This window comes from Sedimentitalea xiamensis, from assembly GCF_030164465.1.
In the GTDB taxonomy this organism is placed as follows: domain Bacteria; phylum Pseudomonadota; class Alphaproteobacteria; order Rhodobacterales; family Rhodobacteraceae; genus Sedimentitalea; species Sedimentitalea xiamensis.
This window is the reverse complement of the sequence record NZ_JASNJE010000004.1, coordinates 14,546-32,761: the sequence shown is the minus strand read 5'-3', so window position 1 is coordinate 32,761 and position 18,216 is coordinate 14,546. Positions and strand designations below refer to the sequence as shown.

Annotated in this window: 15 protein-coding genes; 9 read left to right on the top strand and 6 right to left on the bottom strand. The window is 65.6% G+C overall.

Going from position 1 to position 18,216, the window contains the following annotated elements; genetic code table 11:
- Positions 1 to 97: 97 nt before the first annotated feature.
- Positions 98 to 1,306, bottom strand: coding sequence for a DegT/DnrJ/EryC1/StrS family aminotransferase (locus QO034_RS04505; protein WP_284484312.1), 1,209 nt, complete (start codon positions 1,304 to 1,306; stop codon positions 98 to 100).
- A 286-nt stretch (positions 1,307 to 1,592) separates the two neighbouring features.
- Here QO034_RS04505 and QO034_RS04500 point away from each other — a divergent pair, with 286 nt between their 5' ends.
- Complete coding sequence (locus QO034_RS04500) at positions 1,593 to 1,958, top strand: MmgE/PrpD family protein (protein ID WP_321169986.1); 366 nt, start codon at positions 1,593 to 1,595, stop codon at positions 1,956 to 1,958.
- Positions 1,959 to 2,121: 163 nt separating this feature from the next.
- Here QO034_RS04500 and QO034_RS04495 read toward each other — a convergent pair whose 3' ends face one another.
- Positions 2,122 to 2,784, bottom strand: a complete 663-nt coding sequence (locus tag QO034_RS04495) for an HAD-IA family hydrolase (protein WP_284484311.1) — start codon at positions 2,782 to 2,784, stop codon at positions 2,122 to 2,124.
- A 130-nt stretch (positions 2,785 to 2,914) separates the two neighbouring features.
- On the opposite strand from QO034_RS04495, the gene glmU reads away from it, so the two are divergent.
- Genes glmU through QO034_RS04460 form a run of 7 tightly spaced genes read left to right on the top strand, consistent with a single transcriptional unit; the run spans position 2,915 to position 10,718 of the window.
- Entirely contained in the window at positions 2,915 to 4,267 is a 1,353-nt protein-coding gene (gene glmU, locus QO034_RS04490; RefSeq protein ID WP_284484310.1) for a bifunctional UDP-N-acetylglucosamine diphosphorylase/glucosamine-1-phosphate N-acetyltransferase GlmU, read from the top strand.
- Positions 4,268 to 4,269: 2 nt separating this feature from the next.
- Entirely contained in the window at positions 4,270 to 6,093 is a 1,824-nt protein-coding gene (gene glmS / locus QO034_RS04485) for a glutamine--fructose-6-phosphate transaminase (isomerizing) (protein ID WP_284484309.1), read from the top strand.
- Positions 6,094 to 6,639 carry a pyridoxamine 5'-phosphate oxidase family protein gene (locus QO034_RS04480; RefSeq protein ID WP_284484308.1) on the top strand — a complete coding sequence of 182 codons (546 nt, stop codon included), beginning with the start codon at positions 6,094 to 6,096 and terminating at the stop codon, positions 6,637 to 6,639.
- A complete protein-coding gene (locus QO034_RS04475; RefSeq protein ID WP_284484307.1) occupies positions 6,636 to 7,337 on the top strand; it encodes a DNA alkylation repair protein in 702 nt (233 codons plus the stop codon). Before QO034_RS04480 ends, QO034_RS04475 begins: the two co-directional genes overlap by 4 nt.
- A gap of 39 nt (positions 7,338 to 7,376) precedes the next feature.
- Positions 7,377 to 8,384: a GTP 3',8-cyclase MoaA gene (gene moaA / locus QO034_RS04470; RefSeq protein WP_284484306.1), complete on the top strand. Its 1,008-nt coding sequence runs from the start codon at positions 7,377 to 7,379 to the stop codon at positions 8,382 to 8,384.
- Positions 8,384 to 9,691 carry a 3-deoxy-D-manno-octulosonic acid transferase gene (locus QO034_RS04465; RefSeq protein ID WP_284484305.1) on the top strand — a complete coding sequence of 436 codons (1,308 nt, stop codon included), beginning with the start codon at positions 8,384 to 8,386 and terminating at the stop codon, positions 9,689 to 9,691. The genes moaA and QO034_RS04465 overlap by 1 nt, the downstream gene beginning before the upstream one ends.
- On the top strand, positions 9,684 to 10,718 hold the full coding sequence (locus tag QO034_RS04460) for a glycosyltransferase family 4 protein (RefSeq protein WP_284484304.1): 1,035 nt from the start codon (positions 9,684 to 9,686) through the stop codon (positions 10,716 to 10,718). The genes QO034_RS04465 and QO034_RS04460 overlap by 8 nt, the downstream gene beginning before the upstream one ends.
- A 98-nt stretch (positions 10,719 to 10,816) precedes the next feature.
- On the opposite strand, the gene QO034_RS04455 is transcribed toward QO034_RS04460, so the two are convergent.
- Genes QO034_RS04455 through QO034_RS04440 form a run of 4 tightly spaced genes read right to left on the bottom strand, consistent with a single transcriptional unit; the run spans position 10,817 to position 16,188 of the window.
- Positions 10,817 to 11,980: a M20 aminoacylase family protein gene (locus QO034_RS04455; protein WP_284484303.1), complete on the bottom strand. Its 1,164-nt coding sequence runs from the start codon at positions 11,978 to 11,980 to the stop codon at positions 10,817 to 10,819.
- A gap of 48 nt (positions 11,981 to 12,028) precedes the next feature.
- Positions 12,029 to 13,195, bottom strand: coding sequence for a M20 aminoacylase family protein (locus QO034_RS04450; RefSeq protein WP_284484302.1), 1,167 nt, complete (start codon positions 13,193 to 13,195; stop codon positions 12,029 to 12,031).
- 4 nt (positions 13,196 to 13,199) lie between these two features.
- Positions 13,200 to 14,366 carry an acetylornithine deacetylase gene (gene argE / locus QO034_RS04445; RefSeq protein ID WP_284484301.1) on the bottom strand — a complete coding sequence of 389 codons (1,167 nt, stop codon included), beginning with the start codon at positions 14,364 to 14,366 and terminating at the stop codon, positions 13,200 to 13,202.
- 1 nt (position 14,367) lies between these two features.
- Complete coding sequence (locus QO034_RS04440) at positions 14,368 to 16,188, bottom strand: ABC transporter ATP-binding protein (RefSeq protein WP_284484300.1); 1,821 nt, start codon at positions 16,186 to 16,188, stop codon at positions 14,368 to 14,370.
- Positions 16,189 to 16,445: 257 nt separating this feature from the next.
- On the opposite strand from QO034_RS04440, the gene QO034_RS04435 reads away from it, so the two are divergent.
- Complete coding sequence (locus QO034_RS04435) at positions 16,446 to 18,152, top strand: peptide ABC transporter substrate-binding protein (protein ID WP_284484299.1); 1,707 nt, start codon at positions 16,446 to 16,448, stop codon at positions 18,150 to 18,152.
- Positions 18,153 to 18,216 lie beyond the last annotated feature (64 nt).

Below are 18,216 nucleotides of genomic sequence, written 5' to 3'. Positions count from 1 at the left end.
TCTTTAACAGCGCCGCCCGAGTCGGTCAATCGCCATGACTCGGCCACCGTTCGCCGGTCCGGACGACGAAGCCGCGCCGGCGCGGACGACCGGACGATCAAGCAGATCGGACAGCGCCGGCCTGGTAGACTGTCCCGACTTCGGCCCGGATGATCCTGGCGATCAGCGCGCAGTCTTGCAGCGAAAACGTCAGCGGCACCCGCATGTCCAGAATTCCGGCCAGAATCCGGTCGCTCTCCGGCATTGCCGGTGCATCGGCGTAACGCCAGCTGTCGTAGCGGGAGGTAAAGGCCAGCGGTTCGGGCGCGCCGAACCATTTCAGTTCGACACCCCGGCGCTCGCATCGGTCCAGGACCTCCGTCACGGAGTCGCCCGTCCAGTCCAGCAGCAGAAACTGGAAGGACGATCCGACGAAGGATTCCGCATCGGGGCGCGGGATCAGGGTCAGACCGGGGGTGCCGCGCAGCCCGTCTTCCAGCGCGCGATAGCGGGCGTTCCAGCGATCGACCTGTTTCGCCAGATCCGCCAGTTGCGGACGCAGGATGGCCGCGCGCAGGTTGTCCATGCGTCCGGAAATATTCGGCGTGTGATACTTGATCCGCTCGAACGCCTCGGGCGGCGGGGCGGCCCGGTGGCGGTCGTAGAGCATGTAGGACCCCGACAGCATGATCGCGCGGGCCGCCAGATCGGCGTCATCCGTGACCAGCAATCCGCCTTCGCCGGAATTCACGTGCTTGTAGGTCTGGCAGGAATAGCACCCGATCGCCCCGTGCCGTCCCGAAGCGACACCGCGCCAGCTGGCCCCCATCGTATGAGCGCAATCCTCGATGACCCTGATCCCGGCATCGCCGCAGACCTCCATCAGGCGGTCCATGTCGCAGATATGGCCGCGCATATGGCTGAGCAGGAGCACATCCGCCTCGTCCGCCTTGGCGGCGAGGTCGCGCAGGTCGATGGTCAGGTCTTCGGTCACGCCGACGAAAACCGGTTGCGCCCCGACAGAGGCGATGGCCCCCGGCACCGGCGCGAGAGTGAAGGCGTTGGACAGCACCCGGTCGCCCGGTCCGACCCCGACCGCGCGCAGGGCCGTGGCCATTGCATATCCGCCCGACGCGACCGCCAGGCAGTAGCGCGCCCCGGTGAACGCGGCGAATTCCTCTTCCAGCAGGGCGGTTTCCCCGATCTCGCCCGGCGCAAGGTTGTAGCGATGCAATCGACCGCTTTGCAATACGGCCAGAGCCGCGGCGATCCCCGCCTCGGGGATGGGTTCCTGCTGCGTGAAGCTTCCGGTGAACCGTTCTGTCATGATCCGGTTGTGAAGCGCGCCGGCGGGCGGGTCAAGAGAGATCGGGCGACTGGCGAAAGGTGCAAAGGGCGGAGCGAGGGGCCAGCCCCTCGCGCTCCCCGGAGTATTTCCGGCAAGAGGAAGAAAAGACGCGACATGCCGCGAAGGAACCGGACAGGGCGGCGGCCGCGCCCGGGTTTCCTGGCCATGGGCGCGATCGATTTCATTCATGCTCTGCACCGGTCGGACCTGCCCCCCACGGAGAGAACCCGCGCCGAACCTTGAGCGCTCGACCTGACCGGAACCGCTGTCGTCGATCATCCGAGCCCATGCCGCTGATACATTCGGCGGCACGGCGCCGATGCCGTTCGATGCGCGCAGGGCCAACGTGGCCGGCGTCGCCCTGGCGGCCGGTATGACGATCGATTCGCTGGACGGGCATGACGGGTTCAACCCCGCCAAGGGGCGTGTCGGCTGTCCGCTGTTCCCCGCCACCCTTGCCTTCGGGTATCAGAGCCGCGCTTCGGGATCGGAGTTTGTGACAACGATCGTGATGGGTTACGAGTTCGGCTGCCGGGCCGCCATCACGCAGCAGGCCGCGGCCTGCGACCACCACGCATCCGAAAGCCGGGGTGCGGTCGATGGGGCTGGACCGGGTCGGCAGCTGGCGTGACGCCACGCCGGGATTGCCGCAGCCCCCCGACAGAGCCGGAACCGCGGGCGGAGTATCAGGCGCTTGCCGGTCCCGCGCTCGGTCCGGACCGTGCCGCCTGGACAGACTCCGCCTTGCACGACCTGCCCGGCCGCGACCTGTCTTCCCTGAACGACCTTCTCTGTCAGCCGATCAAGCCGGACACGATCCCCGGAAGGTCCTCGAACCGATCGAGGAGCGCGTCGGGTTCCAGCGCCGCCATGTCGGCGCCGGAAGGACCGAAGGTGACGAGCACCGACGGCACCCCGGCCGCCCGCGCCGTGTTGCGGTCGGTGTCCGAATCCCCGATCAGCACGCACATCGCCGGGTCTCCGCCGGCGCGGCGGGCGGCCTCGCGCAGGGGTTCCGGATCCGGCTTTCGAACCGGCAGCGTGTCCGCCCCGACCATGGAGGCGAAGGCGTCGCGGATGTTGAGCCGGGTGAGCAGCAATTCGGCCAGCGCCTCCGGCTTGTTGGTGCAGATGCCAACGCCATAACCCTGCGTCTTCAGCGCCTCGACCGCGGCCATCGCGCCGGGATAGAGTTCGGTATGGGTGTCGATCGCGTCGGCATAGGCGTCAAGCAGCACCGGATAGTATTGATCGACCAGGGCTTCGTCGAAACGGTCCAGCCGTTCCAGCCCGCGCGTCAGCATCATCCTGCCGCCGCGCAGCGCAATTCCGGCGTCCGCGCCCGGCACCAGCACGTCGCCCGCCCCCATCTTGCGGAAACAGACATTGGCGGCGGCGATCAGATCGCCCGACGTGTCAGCCAGCGTGCCGTCAAGATCGAAAATAACCGTCCGCATCCCGCCCTCCGTTCCGGCGCCAATCCGCGCACCGATGTTGCAGCCCGCAACCTTGTTTGAACGCCGCGCCGCTTGCCTTGTGGTCCCAAGCGGATAAAACGGGCGCACGAAAAACACAAAGAGAAATCATATGAGTATTGCATTGGTCATTCTGGCCGCCGGCAAGGGCACCCGGATGGAATCCGACCTGCCCAAGGTGCTGCATCCGATCGCGCAGGTGCCGATGCTGGTGCACGCAATGCGGGCCGGCGCCGCGCTGGATCCCGACCGCGTGGTGATCGTCGCAGGCCATGGGGCCGAGGCCGTGACCGCGGTGGCGGAGGCGGAAGACGAACGGGCCGAGATCGTGGTGCAGGCCGAACAGCTTGGCACCGCGCATGCGGTCCGCCAGGCGCGGGCGGTGCTGAACGGGTTTTCGGGCGATGTGGTGGTGCTTTACGGCGACACGCCCTTCCTGCAACCCGAGACGCTGGGGCGCATGATCGCCGCACGCAAGCGCCGTGACCTCGTGGTGCTCGGGTTTCAGGCCGGGGACCCGGCGCGCTACGGACGCCTGCTCACGCAGGGCGACGAGTTGCTCGGGATCGTCGAATACAAGGATGCGACGGAAACGGAACGCGCCATCACGCTGTGCAACAGCGGGTTGCTCGCCTGCGACGCCGCGACCCTGTTCGACCTGATCGCGGCGGTCGGCAAGGACAATGCGGCGGGTGAATACTATCTCACGGACATCGTGGCGCTGGCCCGCGCCCGCGGGCTGTCCGCATCGGTCGTCAGCTGCGACGAGGCCGAGACCATGGGGATAAATTCGCGCCAGGAACTGGCGGCGGCGGAGGCCGTGTTCCAGTCCCGCGCCCGTGCCGACCTGCTGACGTCGGGCGTGATGCTGATGGCTCCGGACACGGTCTATCTGGCCCAGGACACGGTGATCGGCCGCGACACGGTGGTCGAACCCCATGTCGTGTTCGGTCCCGGCGTCACCGTGGAAAGCGGCGCGACGATCCGCGCCTTTTCGCATCTCGAAGGCTGTCATGTCAGCCGCGGCGCGACCGTCGGCCCCTATGCCCGCCTGCGCCCCGGCGCGGAACTGGCCGAAGACACCCGCGTGGGAAATTTCGTGGAAATCAAGAACGCGCAGGTTGCGGAAGGCGCGAAGATCAACCACCTGTCCTATATCGGCGACGCCACGGTGGGCGCGGCCGCCAATATCGGAGCCGGGACCATAACCTGCAACTATGACGGCGTCATGAAACACCACACCACGATCGGCGCCGGGGCGTTCATCGGGTCCAATACCATGCTGGTCGCCCCGGTCACGGTCGGCGACCGGGCCATGACCGCGACCGGATCGGTGATCACCCGCGACGTGGATGCCGATGCCCTGGCGGTGGCGCGGGCGAAACAGGACAACAAGCCGGGCCGGGCACGCAAGCTGTTTGAAATGCTGAAGGCCCGCAAGGCCCGGCGCGACGAGGGAAAATAGAGATGTGTGGTATCGTAGGCGTCCTGGGCAGCCACGAAGTCGCCCCGATTCTGGTCGAAGCGCTGAAGCGGCTGGAATACCGCGGCTATGACAGCGCCGGGATCGCGACCGTCAACAACGGTGCTCTGGACCGCCGCCGCGCCGTCGGCAAGCTGGTCAACCTGTCGGACCTGCTGGTGCACCAGCCGCTCGCCGGGAAATCCGGCATCGGCCATACCCGCTGGGCGACACATGGCGCGCCGACGGTGAACAACGCCCACCCGCATCGGGCCGGCAACGTCGCGGTGGTGCATAATGGCATCATTGAAAATTACCGCGAACTGCGGGCCGAACTGGCCGCCAATGGCGTGCGTTTCGCCACTGAAACCGACACCGAAACCGTGGCGCTGCTGACGGAATTCTACATGCGCGAGGGCGCCGACCCGGTGGCGGCCGCCAACAAGGCGCTGGACCGGCTGGAAGGCGCGTTCGCGCTGGCGTTCCTGTTTGACGGGCAGGACGATCTGATCATTGCCGCCCGCAAGGGGTCGCCGCTCGCCATCGGACACGGCGACGGGGAAATGTTCATCGGCAGCGACGCCATCGCGCTCGCGCCGCTCACCGACCGCATCACCTACCTGGAGGAAGGCGACCGCGCGGTCCTGACCCGCGCCGGGGTGACGATCCACGATGCAAGGGGCAAGCTGGCCAACCGGGCGGTCAAGGTGATCCAGATCGACACCACCCGCGTGGACAAGGCGGGACACAAGCACTTCATGGCCAAGGAAATCGCCGAGCAGCCCGAGGTCATCGGCGACGCGATCCGGCACTATCTGCCCAGCGGCGAAGACGGGGTGATCCTGCCGGGCAAGGGACTCGATTTCACGCAAGTGCAGCGTCTGACCATGGTGGCCTGCGGCACCGCCTACTATGCCTGTCTGACGGCGAAATACTGGTTCGAACAACTGGCTCGCCTGCCGGTCGAGGTCGATGTCGCCAGCGAATTCCGCTATCGCGAACCGCCCGTCCCGGAGGGAACCCTAGCGCTTTTCGTCAGCCAGTCCGGCGAAACCGCCGACACGCTCGCCGCTCTGCGCTATTGCGCCGGCAAGGCCGACAGCATCGTGTCGGTGGTCAACGTGCCCGAAAGCTCCATCGCGCGGGAAAGCGATCTGGCCCTGCCGATCCATGCCGGCGTGGAAATCGGCGTCGCCTCGACCAAGGCCTTCACCTGCCAGTTGTCCGTCTTGCTGATGCTGGCGCTCAAGGCCGCAGCGGATCGCGGTACGCTTTCCGCCAACACCCTGTCCGACCATGTCTCGGCCCTGCGCGGATTGCCAGCTGTCCTGAACGTGGCGCTGGACCAGAACGACGCGATCCACGCCGCCGCCCAACAGCTGAGCGAAGCCCGTGACGTGTTGTTCCTGGGGCGTGGACTGATGTATCCCCTAGCTCTTGAGGGTGCGTTGAAATTAAAGGAAATCAGTTATATACACGCCGAAGCTTACGCGTCAGGCGAACTCAAGCATGGCCCAATCGCCCTGATCGACCAACAGATGCCGGTCGTCGTGATGGCACCGCGCGATGCGCTGTTCGACAAGACGGTGTCCAACATGCAGGAGGTCATGGCGCGCAAGGGCAAGGTGATCCTCATCTCCGACGAGCGCGGCATCGACGAAGCGCGGGACGGGGTCTGGACGACCATCCGGATGCCCCGCGTGCATGACAGCCTGACGCCGATCCTCTATGCGGTTCCGGCGCAACTTCTGGCCTATCACACGGCGGTCGCCAAGGGCACCGACGTCGACCAGCCGCGCAACCTCGCGAAATCCGTGACGGTGGAATAGATGGCCAAGCAGTTCCCGTCTCTGACCGATGATCACTGCCGCTTCATCGCCGATCAGCACGTCTTCTTTACCGGGTCGGCGGCGCCGGATGGTCGGGTCAACGTGTCGCCGAAGGGGATGGACAGCCTGCGTGTCCGGGGACCGAACCGGCTTCTCTGGCGGAACCTGACCGGCAGCGGCAATGAAACCGCCGGACATCTCCGGGAGCATCCGCGCGTCACCCTGATGTGGTGTTCGTTCTCCAGGCGGCCGCTGATCCTGCAGGCCTATGGAACCGCGCGAGCCGTCCATTGCGATCACGCGGACTGGGACGAACTGAGCAGTGTCTTTCCGCCGCACCGCGGCGCCCGGCAGGTTTTCGACATGACCATCGACCTCGTTCAGACCTCCTGCGGATATGCCGTGCCGTTCATGGACTTCACCGGAGAACGCGACGCCCTGTCGAAATGGACGCAGGCCAAGTCCGATGCGGACCTGCGCGCCTATTGGCAGGACAAGAACGCCCGAACCATCGACGGAAAGCCGACCGGCGTTCCGATTCCATGATCGACCGCTACCTCGCCCAGATCAGGGAACATGCCGACCCTGACCGCGCCGCGGGCATGGCGGCCTATCACAAGGCCGAGCGGAGGTATTTCGGGGTGGCAAATCCCGTCATCAACGAGCTCACCCTGAAATGGCGGCAAGAGCTCGACGTGGCGGACAGGGTGAAACTGGCGGACCTGCTCTGGCGGACCGATATCTACGAGGCGAGGCTCGCCGCCGCCAAGCTGCTGACACAGGCGCGCATCCGCCCCGACGACGCGGCATGGGGCCTGATCCGGTCCTGGGCACCCGAATTCGACAGTTGGGCCATTGCCGATCACGCCTGCATGGCCGGGCAGAAACGTCTTGTCGCCAACCCCGTCCGCCTCGACGAGGTGGAACCCTGGACGGGGTCCGACCACATGTGGACCCGCCGCGCCGCGCTGGTCATCACCCTGCCCTGGACCAAACAGAACAACCCGAAACCGGAAGATCTTGCGCGGCGCGAGCGCATCCTCGGCTGGGCCGCCGGCTATGTGCCGGACCGTGACTGGTTCATCCAGAAGGCAATCGCGTGGTGGCTGCGCGACCTGTCCAAGCACGACGCCGCGCGCGTCCGGGCGTTTCTCGATACCCATGGCGCGGGCATGAAACCCTTTGCCCGCAAGGAAGCGGCAAAGTATCTGCCCCGCGTCGAAACTCCGGGCAATTCGCCTTAGCCCCTTGCCGCCGGCGGGGCCGCGCTTTACCTAAGAGCCATGACTGCGCCCCTGATCGATCCCTTTGCCCGCGCCATCACCTATCTGCGCGTCTCCGTCACCGACCGGTGCGATTTCCGCTGTGTTTACTGCATGTCGGAAAACATGACCTTTTTGCCCAAGAAGGAACTGCTGACGCTCGAAGAACTCGACCGGATGTGTTCGACCTTCATCGGGCTGGGTGTCGAAAAGCTGCGGATCACCGGCGGCGAACCTTTGGTACGCAAGGGAATCATGACGTTTTTCCAGGCGATGACGCGACACCTGGAAAGCGGCGCGCTCCGGGAGCTGACGCTAACAACGAACGGCAGCCAGCTCGAAAAATTCGCCGACGATCTCTACGCCGCCGGGGTGCGGCGGGTGAATATCTCGCTGGACACGCTGGACGAGGCGAAATTCGCGGATATCACGAGATGGGGCCGCCTGCCGCAGGTTCTGCGCGGGATCGATGCCGCCCAGCGCGCCGGGCTGCGGGTCAAGATCAACGCGGTCGCGCTCAAGGGTTTCAACGAGGACGAACTGCCGGCGATCACCCGGTGGTGCGCCGAACGGGACATGGACCTGACCTGGATCGAGGTCATGCCGATGGGCGACATCGGCAACGAGAACAGGCTGGGTCAATACTGGTCGCTCGATGACGTTCGGGAAGCCTATGCGAAAGACTACACCGTGACGGACCTCGCCGAGCGCACCGGCGGCCCGGCCCGGTATGTGCGGCTCGAGGAAACCGGGCAGAAGATCGGCTTTATCACGCCGCTGACGCATAATTTCTGTGAAAGCTGCAACCGTGTGCGCCTGACCTGCACCGGCGAACTGTTCATGTGTCTCGGACAGGAAGACAACGCGGACCTGCGTGCGCCACTGCGCGAGAACCCGGACACCGAAGCCCCCCTGCGCGACGCCATCCGCGCCGCCATTTCGCGCAAGCCGAAAGGCCATGATTTCGACTATTCGCGCCAGCGCACCGACGGGCAGATGTCGCGCCACATGAGTCACACGGGCGGCTGATGGAACCCGCCGGCGCCGCGCCGACGGCGCTGTTTCACCTGTATCGCGGCCTCACCTCCGTCGCGGCTCCGCTTGCCTACTGGATCGTGTCGCGCAAGCTGCAACGACACGGCGTCCCCGCCGCGCGCCAGCATGAACGGCTTGGCAACGCCAGCCTGCCGCGCCCGCCCGGACGCCTGGTCTGGTTTCACGCCGCCAGCGTCGGGGAAAGCCTGTCGGTCCTGACCCTGATCACCCGGATGGGCGAACGACTGCCTGATGCCAGTTTCCTCATCACCAGCGGTACCGCCACGTCGGCGGAACTGATCGCGCGCCGGATGCCGCCGCGCACCTGCCACCAGTTCGCCCCGCTCGACGCCCAGGGGCCGGTGCGGCGGTTCTACGACCACTGGCGCCCCGACGCCGGAATCATAGTGGAAAGCGAACTCTGGCCGCTGATGCTGAGCCGGGCGCACGATCGCGGCATGCCTCTGGCGCTTCTGAACGCGCGGCTTTCGGCCAAGTCGGTGCAGGGGTGGTGCAAGGTTCCCGCGACCTCGGCCTTCATCCTGGACCAGTTCAACCTGATGCTCACCCAGAACCGGCTGGCGGCGGACAACCTGCTGGCCATGGGCGCCGATCCGGCGCGGGTTCGCGTCGGCACCAACCTGAAGGCGACCTCGGCCCCCTTGCCGGTCGATACCGTCACGTTGGGCACGGTGCGCGATCAGTTGAACGGCCGTCCCGCCTGGGTCGCCAGTTCCACGCACCCCGGCGAGGAAGAGATCGTGCTGGCCGCCCATGCGCGGCTGCTGCGGGATCATCCGGCGCTCTGCCTTGTCCTGGTGCCGCGCCATCCGGATCGCGGCGATTCCGTCGCCGATCTGGTCCGTGCCAGGGGCCTGACACTGGCCCGGCGCACGGCGGGCGAAAAGATCACGCCGGACATCCAGGTCTACCTGGCGGACACGCTCGGCGAGACCGGGACCTGGTATGCCCTGACGCCGTTGGTGTTTCTCGGCGGTTCGCTGCTGACCATCGGCGGGCACAATCCGTTCGAACCCGCCCAGGCGGGGGCCGCCGTTCTGACCGGCCCGCATGTGGCGAATTTCGCCGAAACCTTCACCCCCTTGATTGCGTCCGGCGGCGCGCAGGAGGTGACGGACGGCGAAACCCTGGCCGCGGCCGTCGATCTCTGGCTCACCGATCCGAACGCGTTGCAGGCGGCGCGCGCGGCGGCGCGTGCCTATGTCGATCGCCAGCAAAGCGCGCTCGACGCGGTGATCGACCAGATCTGCGATACGCTCGGGCTGTCGGACCATGCCTGACCTTTTCGTCACCAATCTGAACCCGCGGTTCACGGGGGTTTCGGCGACGGCGGCGAATGTGATCCGCCAGCAGATGAAAGATCATGACCTGCGCCTTGTCGGCCATCCGCTGCCGGGCTGCCCAAAGCCCATATCCGTGGCCGAGGCGCGGCACCTGTCCCGCGACGCCGGCGGCGCGCCCTTCGTGATCTGGCATGTGCGCCGGAACCCCGAAATGCGCGCGGCGATCTGGGCCCGCGACGTGCTGCGCCTGCCGATCCGCATCGTATTCACCTCTGCCGCGCAACGCCGCCATTCCGCCTATCCCCGCTGGCTGATCAGCCGCATGGACGCGGTCGTTGCGACCACGGACAAGGCCGCCGAATTCGTGCCCCATGTCCGCGCCGTGGTTCCGCACGGGGTCGATACCGACCTTTTCACCCCTGCCACGAACCGGCATGCGGCCTGGAACGCGCTGGGATATGGCGGTCGCATCGGCATTGCGACGGTGGGGCGGATCCGGCCGGAAAAGGGCACTGACCGCTTCGTCGACGCGATGCTCCGCCTGCTGCCGGACCTGCCGGGGGCGGTGGCGCTGATCCTGGGCCGCGCGGCGCGGGAACACCAGGCGTTTCTGGGCGGGCTGCAACGCCGGATCGCGGCGGCGGGCCTGACGGATCGCATCCTGTTTCCCGGAGAGATCCCTGCCGCCGATCTGCCGGCCCTGATGCGTTCGCTGTCGCTGGTCGTGCAACTGCCGCGATACGAAGGCTACGGCATGGTGCCGCTCGAAGCGATGGCCAGCGGCGTGCCCTTCATCGGCAGCGACGCGGGATATTACCGCGCCTTCTCGGACCGGGGCCGCGCCGGACTCATCGTTGCGGAGGGCGGCGCGGCAGAGACCGCCGACGCCGCGCGCGCCCTGCTCGGGGACGGCGAGCGTCACGCGGCGCTGTCACAAACGGCCCGCGAGATTGCTCTGGCGCGTTTCAGTTCCGCCGCCGAAGCGGAAGGAATCGAGCGGGTCTACCGGGAACTGCTCGCCTAGCCGACCGGAAAGGCGGTCTTCCGGGACACCGCGAACCGGGTTCGAACCGCTCTTGATAAGATCGATGGGTCAGGGAAGTCTACCTCCTGCCCCGGACGTCAGGCCGCCGGCATCCGACGCTCGACGATTTCGGCCCACCAACTGCATCCCGCCGGGATCGCCTCGTCGTTGAAATTGTATTCCGGGTGATGGACCATCGCCGTATCGCCGTTGCCCACGAGGATATAGGCGCCGGGGCGCTCCTCGAGCATGAAGGCGAAATCCTCGCCGCCCATGACCAGCGGCGCGTCCTCGCAATCGCCGGACACGGCGCGCGCGACCTCGGCGGCGAATTCGGTCTGTTCCTCGTGGTTCACCATCACCGGATAGCCGCGGTGATAGTCGATCTCGGCACTGCCGCCGAAGGTCGCTGCGATGCCGTTACAGATCTCCTTGATCCGCCTTTCCGCGAGGTCGCGCATCCCGGTGCTCATCGTGCGCACCGTCCCCTTGAGATGCACCTTCTGCGGGATCACGTTGAACGCCTTGGAGGAGGTCTCGAATGAGGTCACCGACACCACCACCTGGTCGACCGGATCGGCATTGCGGCTGGCGATCGTCTGCAGCGCCAGCACCGTCTGTGCCGCCATCACCGTCGTGTCCACGGTCTCCTGCGGTTTCGCCGCGTGCCCGCCGAGACCTTCGAGCGTGATGTCCAACGTGTCCGTTGCGGCAAAGAAGGCGCCCGGACGGATCGAGAAACTGCCGGTCGGCTTGCCGGGCCAGTTGTGCATGCCATAGACTTCCTGAATGCCGAAACGGTCCATCATGCCGTCATCGCACATTTCCTTGCCACCGCCGCCGCCTTCTTCGGCGGGCTGGAAGATCACAACGGCGGTGCCGTCGAAATTGCGGGTTTCGGACAGGTATTTCGCGGCCCCCAGCAGCATTGCCGTGTGCCCGTCATGGCCGCAGGCATGCATCGCGCCCGCAGTCTTGCTGGCATAGTCCAGCCCCGTCGCCTCGTGGATCGGCAGCGCGTCCATGTCGGCGCGCAACCCGATCACGCGGCCCTTGCTGTCGGAATTGCCCTTGATGACCCCGACGACACCGGTGCGCCCGATGCCGGTGACGACCTCGTCACAGCCGAACGCCTTGAGCTTTTCGGCCACCAGCGCACTGGTGCGGTGGGTTTCGAACAGGATCTCCGGGTTCTCGTGGATATCCCGGCGCCACTCGGTGATTTCGGCCTGCAATTCGGCAAAACGGTTCTTGACGGGCATGATGTCGGTCTCTCTTTCCTGTGTTTCCGGCGGCGGCTGGGCGCGCGGTCACGCCGCCGGCATGCGCCTCTCGACGATTTCCGCGAACCAACTGCACCCTGCCGGGATCGTGTCGTCTGCAAAGTCATAGGCGGGGTGATGGCACATCGCCGTGTCCCCGTTGCCGATGAACATATAGGCCCCCGGCCGGGCTTCAAGCATGAAGGCGAAGTCCTCGGCGGGCAGGATCGGATCGGTGTTTTCATTCACGTCGCCGGCCACGACCCGCGCGGCCTCGGCGGCAAAGGCGGTCTGATCCGGCCAGTTGATCGTCGCAGGATAACCGGGCGACCAGATCACTTCGGCCGTGGCGCCGAAGGCCGAGGCCGTATCCCCGGCGATCCGGCGGATGCGTTCTTCGGCGCGGGTGCGCCATTCCGGGTCGAGCGTGCGCACGGTGCCTTTCATCCGCACACTGTGCGCGATCACGTTGGACGCGGCGCTGTCGGTGTTGAAGGTACCGACCGTCACCACCACCCGTTGGATCGGATCGACGTTGCGCGACACGATGGATTGCAGCGTGACGAGGATCTGCGCCGCCACCAGTGTGGTATCGACCGCCATGTGCGGCGCGGCGGCATGGCCGCCCTTGCCGGTCACGACGATCTCGAACTCGTCCGCCGAAGCCAGCAGCGCGCCGGGCCGGGTGGCGAACTGCCCGACCGGAAGACCCGGCATGTTGTGCATGCCATAGACTTCCTGAATCCCCCAGCGGTCCATCAGCCCGTCATCGACCATCGCCTTGCCGCCGGCCCCGCCTTCTTCGGCCGGCTGGAAGATCAGCACGACGGTTCCATCGAAATTCCGCGTCTCGGCGAGGTATTTCGCCGCCCCCAGCAGCATCGCCGTATGCCCGTCATGGCCGCAGGCGTGCATCTTGCCGGGCACCGTGCTGGCATGGTCCAGCCCGGTCGCTTCCTCGATCGGCAGCGCGTCCATGTCGGCCCGAAGTCCGATCACCCGGCCACGGGTGTCCGTCCGCCCCCGGATCACCGCGACGACGCCGGTCTTGCCGATACCGGGCGTGATCTCGTCAATCCCGAAGTCGCGCAAACGGTCGACGACGAAAGCGGCGGTGTTCTCGACGTCATACATGAGTTCCGGGTGCTGGTGCAGATAGCGCCGCCAGCCGGTGATTTCGCCGTGCATTTCCGCCAGTCGGTTCTTTATGGGCATGGTGTCAGGCTCCTTTCAGGCGCGACAGGAGGCGGTCCATGAAAGCGATTCCCGCTTCGAACTGCGCGACCGTGATGTATTCGTTGGGCTGATGCGCTTGGGCGATGTCGCCGGGACCGCAGACCACGGCGGAATACCCGGCTTCCTGGAACTGCCCCGCCTCGGTTCCGTAACTGACCACGTGGCTGGCGTTGTCGCCGGTCAGCGACCGCACCAGCGTTTCTGCTTCACCGCCGAATTCCGGTTGCAGCGCGGGTACCGAAAAACGCTCGCTGATGTCGATCCGGGTCTCCGGATGAACCGCCTGCATCTCGGCCTCGACCGACCGGACCTGCGCCAGATAGCGCGCCTTCCAATCGGCGAGGTCCTCGCCGGCGACGGCGCGGAAATCCATCGAGAACCGGCAGTCCTTGGCGGTTATGTTGTGGGCCGTGCCGCCTTCGATCTGCCCGACATGAACGGTGGTCCAGGGCGGGTCGAACATGGCCGCCAGATCGGTCGGTTGCGCCGCCTGGTTGGCCGCATTGGTGGCGTTGGCCCATTCGATCAGCCGGGCGCCGGACATGATGGCGTTCACGCCGGTGTGCATCAGCGAACTGTGGACTTCAAAACCGATCACATGGGTGTTGAACCCCTGCCCGCCCTTGTGCCCCGTCACCGCCTGCATCATCGACGGCTCGCCGACGATCACGGCGGATCCCTTGGGCAGCACCCCCTGCATCGCCTCGATCATCGGCGGGGCTCCGGTGCAGCCGATCTCCTCGTCGAAACTGAGCGCGATCTGAAGCGGTCGCGCGACACCGCGCTGCTGCGCCTCGACCAGCGCCCAGAGGGCGATGGCGTCAAAGCCTTTCATGTCGCAGGTGCCGCGGCCGAAATACTTGCCCTCCTTCTCGACCACGGCGAACGGGTCGGTGTCCCAGGGCTGCCCGTCTACCGGCACCACATCCGTATGCCCCGACAGCACGACCGCACCGTCGACCCAGGGGCCGACATGGGCGAAAAGCGCCGCCTTGGGCTGCTCCGGATGAAGATGGCGATAGCAGGTGATTCCGTGACTGGCCAGGTATTCCTCGACCCAGTCGATCAACGGCAGGTTCGTGTCGCGGCTCACGGTGGGAAAGGACACCAGCCTTTCCATGATCGCGCGCGGGCTGAGCGTTTCAGGCATCTCAGTATCCGCTGTCGGTGGTCAGCACGTAATGCTCCGGCTCGACCTCATCATAAACCGATGGCTCCGGCGTGTAATCAAGGCCATGAATCGGCGACGGGATCGGCTTGAAGTTCAGATCTTTTTCCGACTTGCGCCGCCGCGGGTCGGCGATGGGGACCGCCTTCATCAGCGCCTGGGTGTAGGGATGCTGCGGGTTTTCGAACACACGGGCACGCGGACCAAGTTCGACGATCCGGCCCAGATACATCACGCCGACCTGGTGGCTGACCCGTTCCACCACCGCCATGTCATGCGAGATGAACAGGAAGGACAGGCCTAGATCCGCCTGCAATTCCATCATCAGGTTCAGAACCTGCGCCTGCACCGAGACGTCGAGCGCCGAAACCGCTTCGTCCGCGACGATCAGCTTCGGGTTCAGCGCCAGCGCACGGGCGATGGCGACCCGCTGGCGCTGCCCGCCAGAAAGTTCATGCGGGTAGCGGCGCATGAAGCTTTTCGGCAGTTCCACCCGTTCGAACAGCATCGACACGCGTCTGGAAATATCGCCGGCGGAATGGCTGCCGTAGTTGCGCAGCGGCTCCGCCACCTGATCCGACAATTGCATCTGCGGATTGAGAGAGGCGAAGGGATCCTGAAAGATCATCTGCATGTCGAGCCGGGCCTCGCGCAGCCCGCGGGCATCCAGTTTCATGATGTCCACGCCGTCGAGATCGATTTCACCCGACTGCGGGTGCACCAGCCGCAGGACCGACCGACCGGCGGTGGACTTCCCACAACCGGATTCCCCCACCAGCGACAGGGTCTGCCCCCGGTTTATCGTGAAGGACAGGTCCTCCACCGCATGGACATTGGCCACGGTGCGGCGGAAGAACCCGCCGGTGACCGCGAAACGCGTCGTCAGGTGGCTAACCCGCAACAGAACATCGTCACCGCCGGTGATCGGTTCGATCCTCTGGCCTTCGACCCCCAGCAGCTTCATCGGTTCGGGCGCCGCCTTGCCGCGCATCTCGCCGAGCTTTGGCACTGCGGCCAGCAAGGCCTTCGTATAAGGGTGCTTCGGGTTCTCGAAAATCTCTTCGACCGGGCCTTCCTCGACCTTGTTGCCGCGGAACATGACGACCACCCGGTCCGCCATCTGCGCCACCACCGCCATGTCATGGGTGATGAACATGACAGCCGTGCCGGTTTCCCGTTTCAGCCGGTCCATCAGGGCGAGGATTTCGGCCTGGATCGTCACGTCCAGCGCGGTCGTCGGTTCATCGGCAATCAGCAGGCGCGGCGCGCAGGCCATCGCCATGGCGATCACGACGCGCTGGCGCATGCCGCCCGAAAGTTCATGCGGATACTGTTTCATCCGCCGTTCCGGTTCGGGGATGCGCACCTCGCGCAGAAGCACCAGCGCCCGGTCTTCGGCGGCGCTCCGGGACAGGCCCTTGTGGACGCGCAGGCCTTCGGTCAGCTGCCGTCCGACGGTGAACACAGGGTTCAGCGCGGTCATCGGCTCCTGAAAGATCATGCCGATCTCGTTGCCGCGGATCTGGCGCATCAGATCCTGTTCCGCCTGCGCGACATCCAGGTCGCCGCCGTCCTTGCGATGAAAAATCAGGCGGCCCGCATCAATTTTGCCCCCGCCGAATTCGACCAGCCGCATCAGCGACAGCGACGTGACCGATTTGCCGGACCCAGATTCACCAACAATGCAGACGGTTTCGCCCGGTTTGATGTCGAAAGACACGTCCTCGACCCCGACCACCGGACCATCCTTGGTCTGAAACGCGACCCTGAGCCCTTCGATCCGTGCAATCGGCTGATCCAGCATCCGCGCTTCCCCACCAGTTCAGAACCAAACGCTACGGCGCGGTTTCCGGTGTGTCAAACCCTGCCCGGCGGCTTCCGGATGGAAAGCTTGCAATTTTCTCAAACTCTGTTTCGATACCTCCCTATCCGATATCGGGGGATGGCGGATAGCGCACTGCACGCAGAACGCCCGGCCATTTCGTCCCGACACGGCAAGATCAGCATCCGCAGGGAATGCGGACGTCAAATGGGACCAGAGTGTCCAACAAGGAGTAAGACATGAATATCAAAGCCCTATTGCTCGGCGCGATCGCAAGCACGGCGCTGGCCCCGATGGCCATGGCCGAGCGCGGATCGGATGGCGAAGTCAAGGTGATCTACTGGCAGGCGCCGTCGATCATGACGCCCTACCTGTCCGGCGGCACCAAGGATCTCGAAGCGGCGTCACTGGTGATCGAACCGCTCGCCCGCTACGATCAGGATGGCAACCTGGTGCCTTGGCTGGTGAACGAGGTTCCGACCGTTGCCAACGGCGGCGTCACCGAAGACCTGAAATCGATCACCTGGAAGCTGAAGGAAGGTCTGCTGTGGTCCGACGGCACGCCCGTCACGTCGGAAGACGTCAAGTTCACCTGGGAATATTGCACCGCCGAAGGCGGCGGCTGCGCGCAGTCGGAAAAGTTCCTGGATGTGGTATCCATCGACACGCCTGACGAACTGACGGTGGTGGTGAACTTCGGGGTGGCAAAGCCCTTCCCCTACGGCCCGTTCGTCGGGGCGCAAGCGCCGATCATCCAGAAGGCGCAATTCGCAGATTGCCTCGGCCCGCGCATGCCGGAATGCACCGAAGCCAACTTCAACCCCATCGGCACCGGACCGTTCACGGTGACGGAATTCCGCCCCAATGACGTGGTGACGCTGGCCGCCAACGAAAACTACCGCGATCCGGCCAAGCCCGCCTTCGCGACCATGACGCTCAAGGGTGGCGGCGACGCCAATGCCGCGGGCCGCGCGGTTCTGGAAACCGGCGAATTCGACTATGCATGGAACCTGCAACTTGCCCCCGAAGTGCTGAGCCGCATGGAAGAGGCCGGCAAGGGCACCAACGTCGTGTCCTTCGGCACCTCGGTCGAGCGCCTGCACATGAACCTGACGGACGTGAGCCCGGAGCTTGGGGACGAGCGCGGCACCGCCAAGCATCCGCACCCGTTCATGACCGACAAGGCGGTGCGCCAGGCCCTGTCCATGGCCATCGACCGCGCCCTGCTGACGGAAATCGGCTATGGCGATTTCGGCCGTCTGACCTGCAACGTCCTGCCGGCCCCGGCGATCTATGCCTCGACCGCCAATGACGGCTGCCTGGTGCAGGACATCGCCGGCGCGAACGCTCTCCTCGACGAGGCCGGCTGGGTCGACAGCAACGGCAACGGCGTGCGCGACAAGGACGGCGTCGAACTGTCGATCCTGTTCCAGACCTCGGTCAACGCGGTGCGCCAGGACTACCAGGCGCTGATCAAGCAGTGGTGGGAAGAGATCGGCGTCGAAACCGAATTACGCAGCATCGACGCCTCGGTGTTCTTCGGCTCTGACCCCGGTTCTCCGGACACGTTCCAGAAGTTCTTTGCCGATGTCGAGATGTTCACCAACAACTTCGACGGGACCGACCCCGAAGCCTACATGGCCAACTGGTCCTGCGATCAGTTCCCCCGTCCGGAAACCCAGTGGCAGGGCAACAACATGATGCGCTTCTGTTCCGAGGAATACGACGCGCTGATCGCCGAAATGGCCGTCACCGGCGACATCGACAAGCGGGCGGAACTGGCCAAGGCGATGAACGACATCCTGATGCAGGAATATGTCATGATGCCGCTGACCTATCGCGGCCGGAACTCCGCCCACTCCAACTCGCTCGGAGGCGTGATCCTGAACGTCTGGGATTCCGAGCTGTGGAACGTCGCGGACTGGCACCGCAAGCAAGGGTCCTGAGCCAGCACGGCCCCGACACCACGCCCCGGACCCGTCCGGGGCGTGCCTGTTGCCGATAACGCTA

Coding starts and splice junctions, on each gene's coding strand:
- glmS (WP_284484309.1), top strand. CDS start 4,270: ATGTGTGGTATCGTAGGCGTCCTGGGCAGCCACGAAGTCGCCCCGATT.
- QO034_RS04450 (WP_284484302.1), bottom strand. CDS start 13,195: ATGCCCATAAAGAACCGACTGGCGGAAATGCACGGCGAAATCACCGGC.
- QO034_RS04440 (WP_284484300.1), bottom strand. CDS start 16,188: ATGCTGGATCAGCCGATTGCACGGATCGAAGGGCTCAGGGTCGCGTTT.
- QO034_RS04465 (WP_284484305.1), top strand. CDS start 8,384: ATGGAACCCGCCGGCGCCGCGCCGACGGCGCTGTTTCACCTGTATCGC.
- QO034_RS04505 (WP_284484312.1), bottom strand. CDS start 1,306: ATGACAGAACGGTTCACCGGAAGCTTCACGCAGCAGGAACCCATCCCC.
- QO034_RS04435 (WP_284484299.1), top strand. CDS start 16,446: ATGAATATCAAAGCCCTATTGCTCGGCGCGATCGCAAGCACGGCGCTG.
- QO034_RS04455 (WP_284484303.1), bottom strand. CDS start 11,980: ATGCCCGTCAAGAACCGTTTTGCCGAATTGCAGGCCGAAATCACCGAG.
- QO034_RS04495 (WP_284484311.1), bottom strand. CDS start 2,784: ATGCGGACGGTTATTTTCGATCTTGACGGCACGCTGGCTGACACGTCG.
- moaA (WP_284484306.1), top strand. CDS start 7,377: ATGACTGCGCCCCTGATCGATCCCTTTGCCCGCGCCATCACCTATCTG.
- QO034_RS04475 (WP_284484307.1), top strand. CDS start 6,636: ATGATCGACCGCTACCTCGCCCAGATCAGGGAACATGCCGACCCTGAC.
- QO034_RS04460 (WP_284484304.1), top strand. CDS start 9,684: ATGCCTGACCTTTTCGTCACCAATCTGAACCCGCGGTTCACGGGGGTT.
- argE (WP_284484301.1), bottom strand. CDS start 14,366: ATGCCTGAAACGCTCAGCCCGCGCGCGATCATGGAAAGGCTGGTGTCC.
- QO034_RS04480 (WP_284484308.1), top strand. CDS start 6,094: ATGGCCAAGCAGTTCCCGTCTCTGACCGATGATCACTGCCGCTTCATC.
- glmU (WP_284484310.1), top strand. CDS start 2,915: ATGAGTATTGCATTGGTCATTCTGGCCGCCGGCAAGGGCACCCGGATG.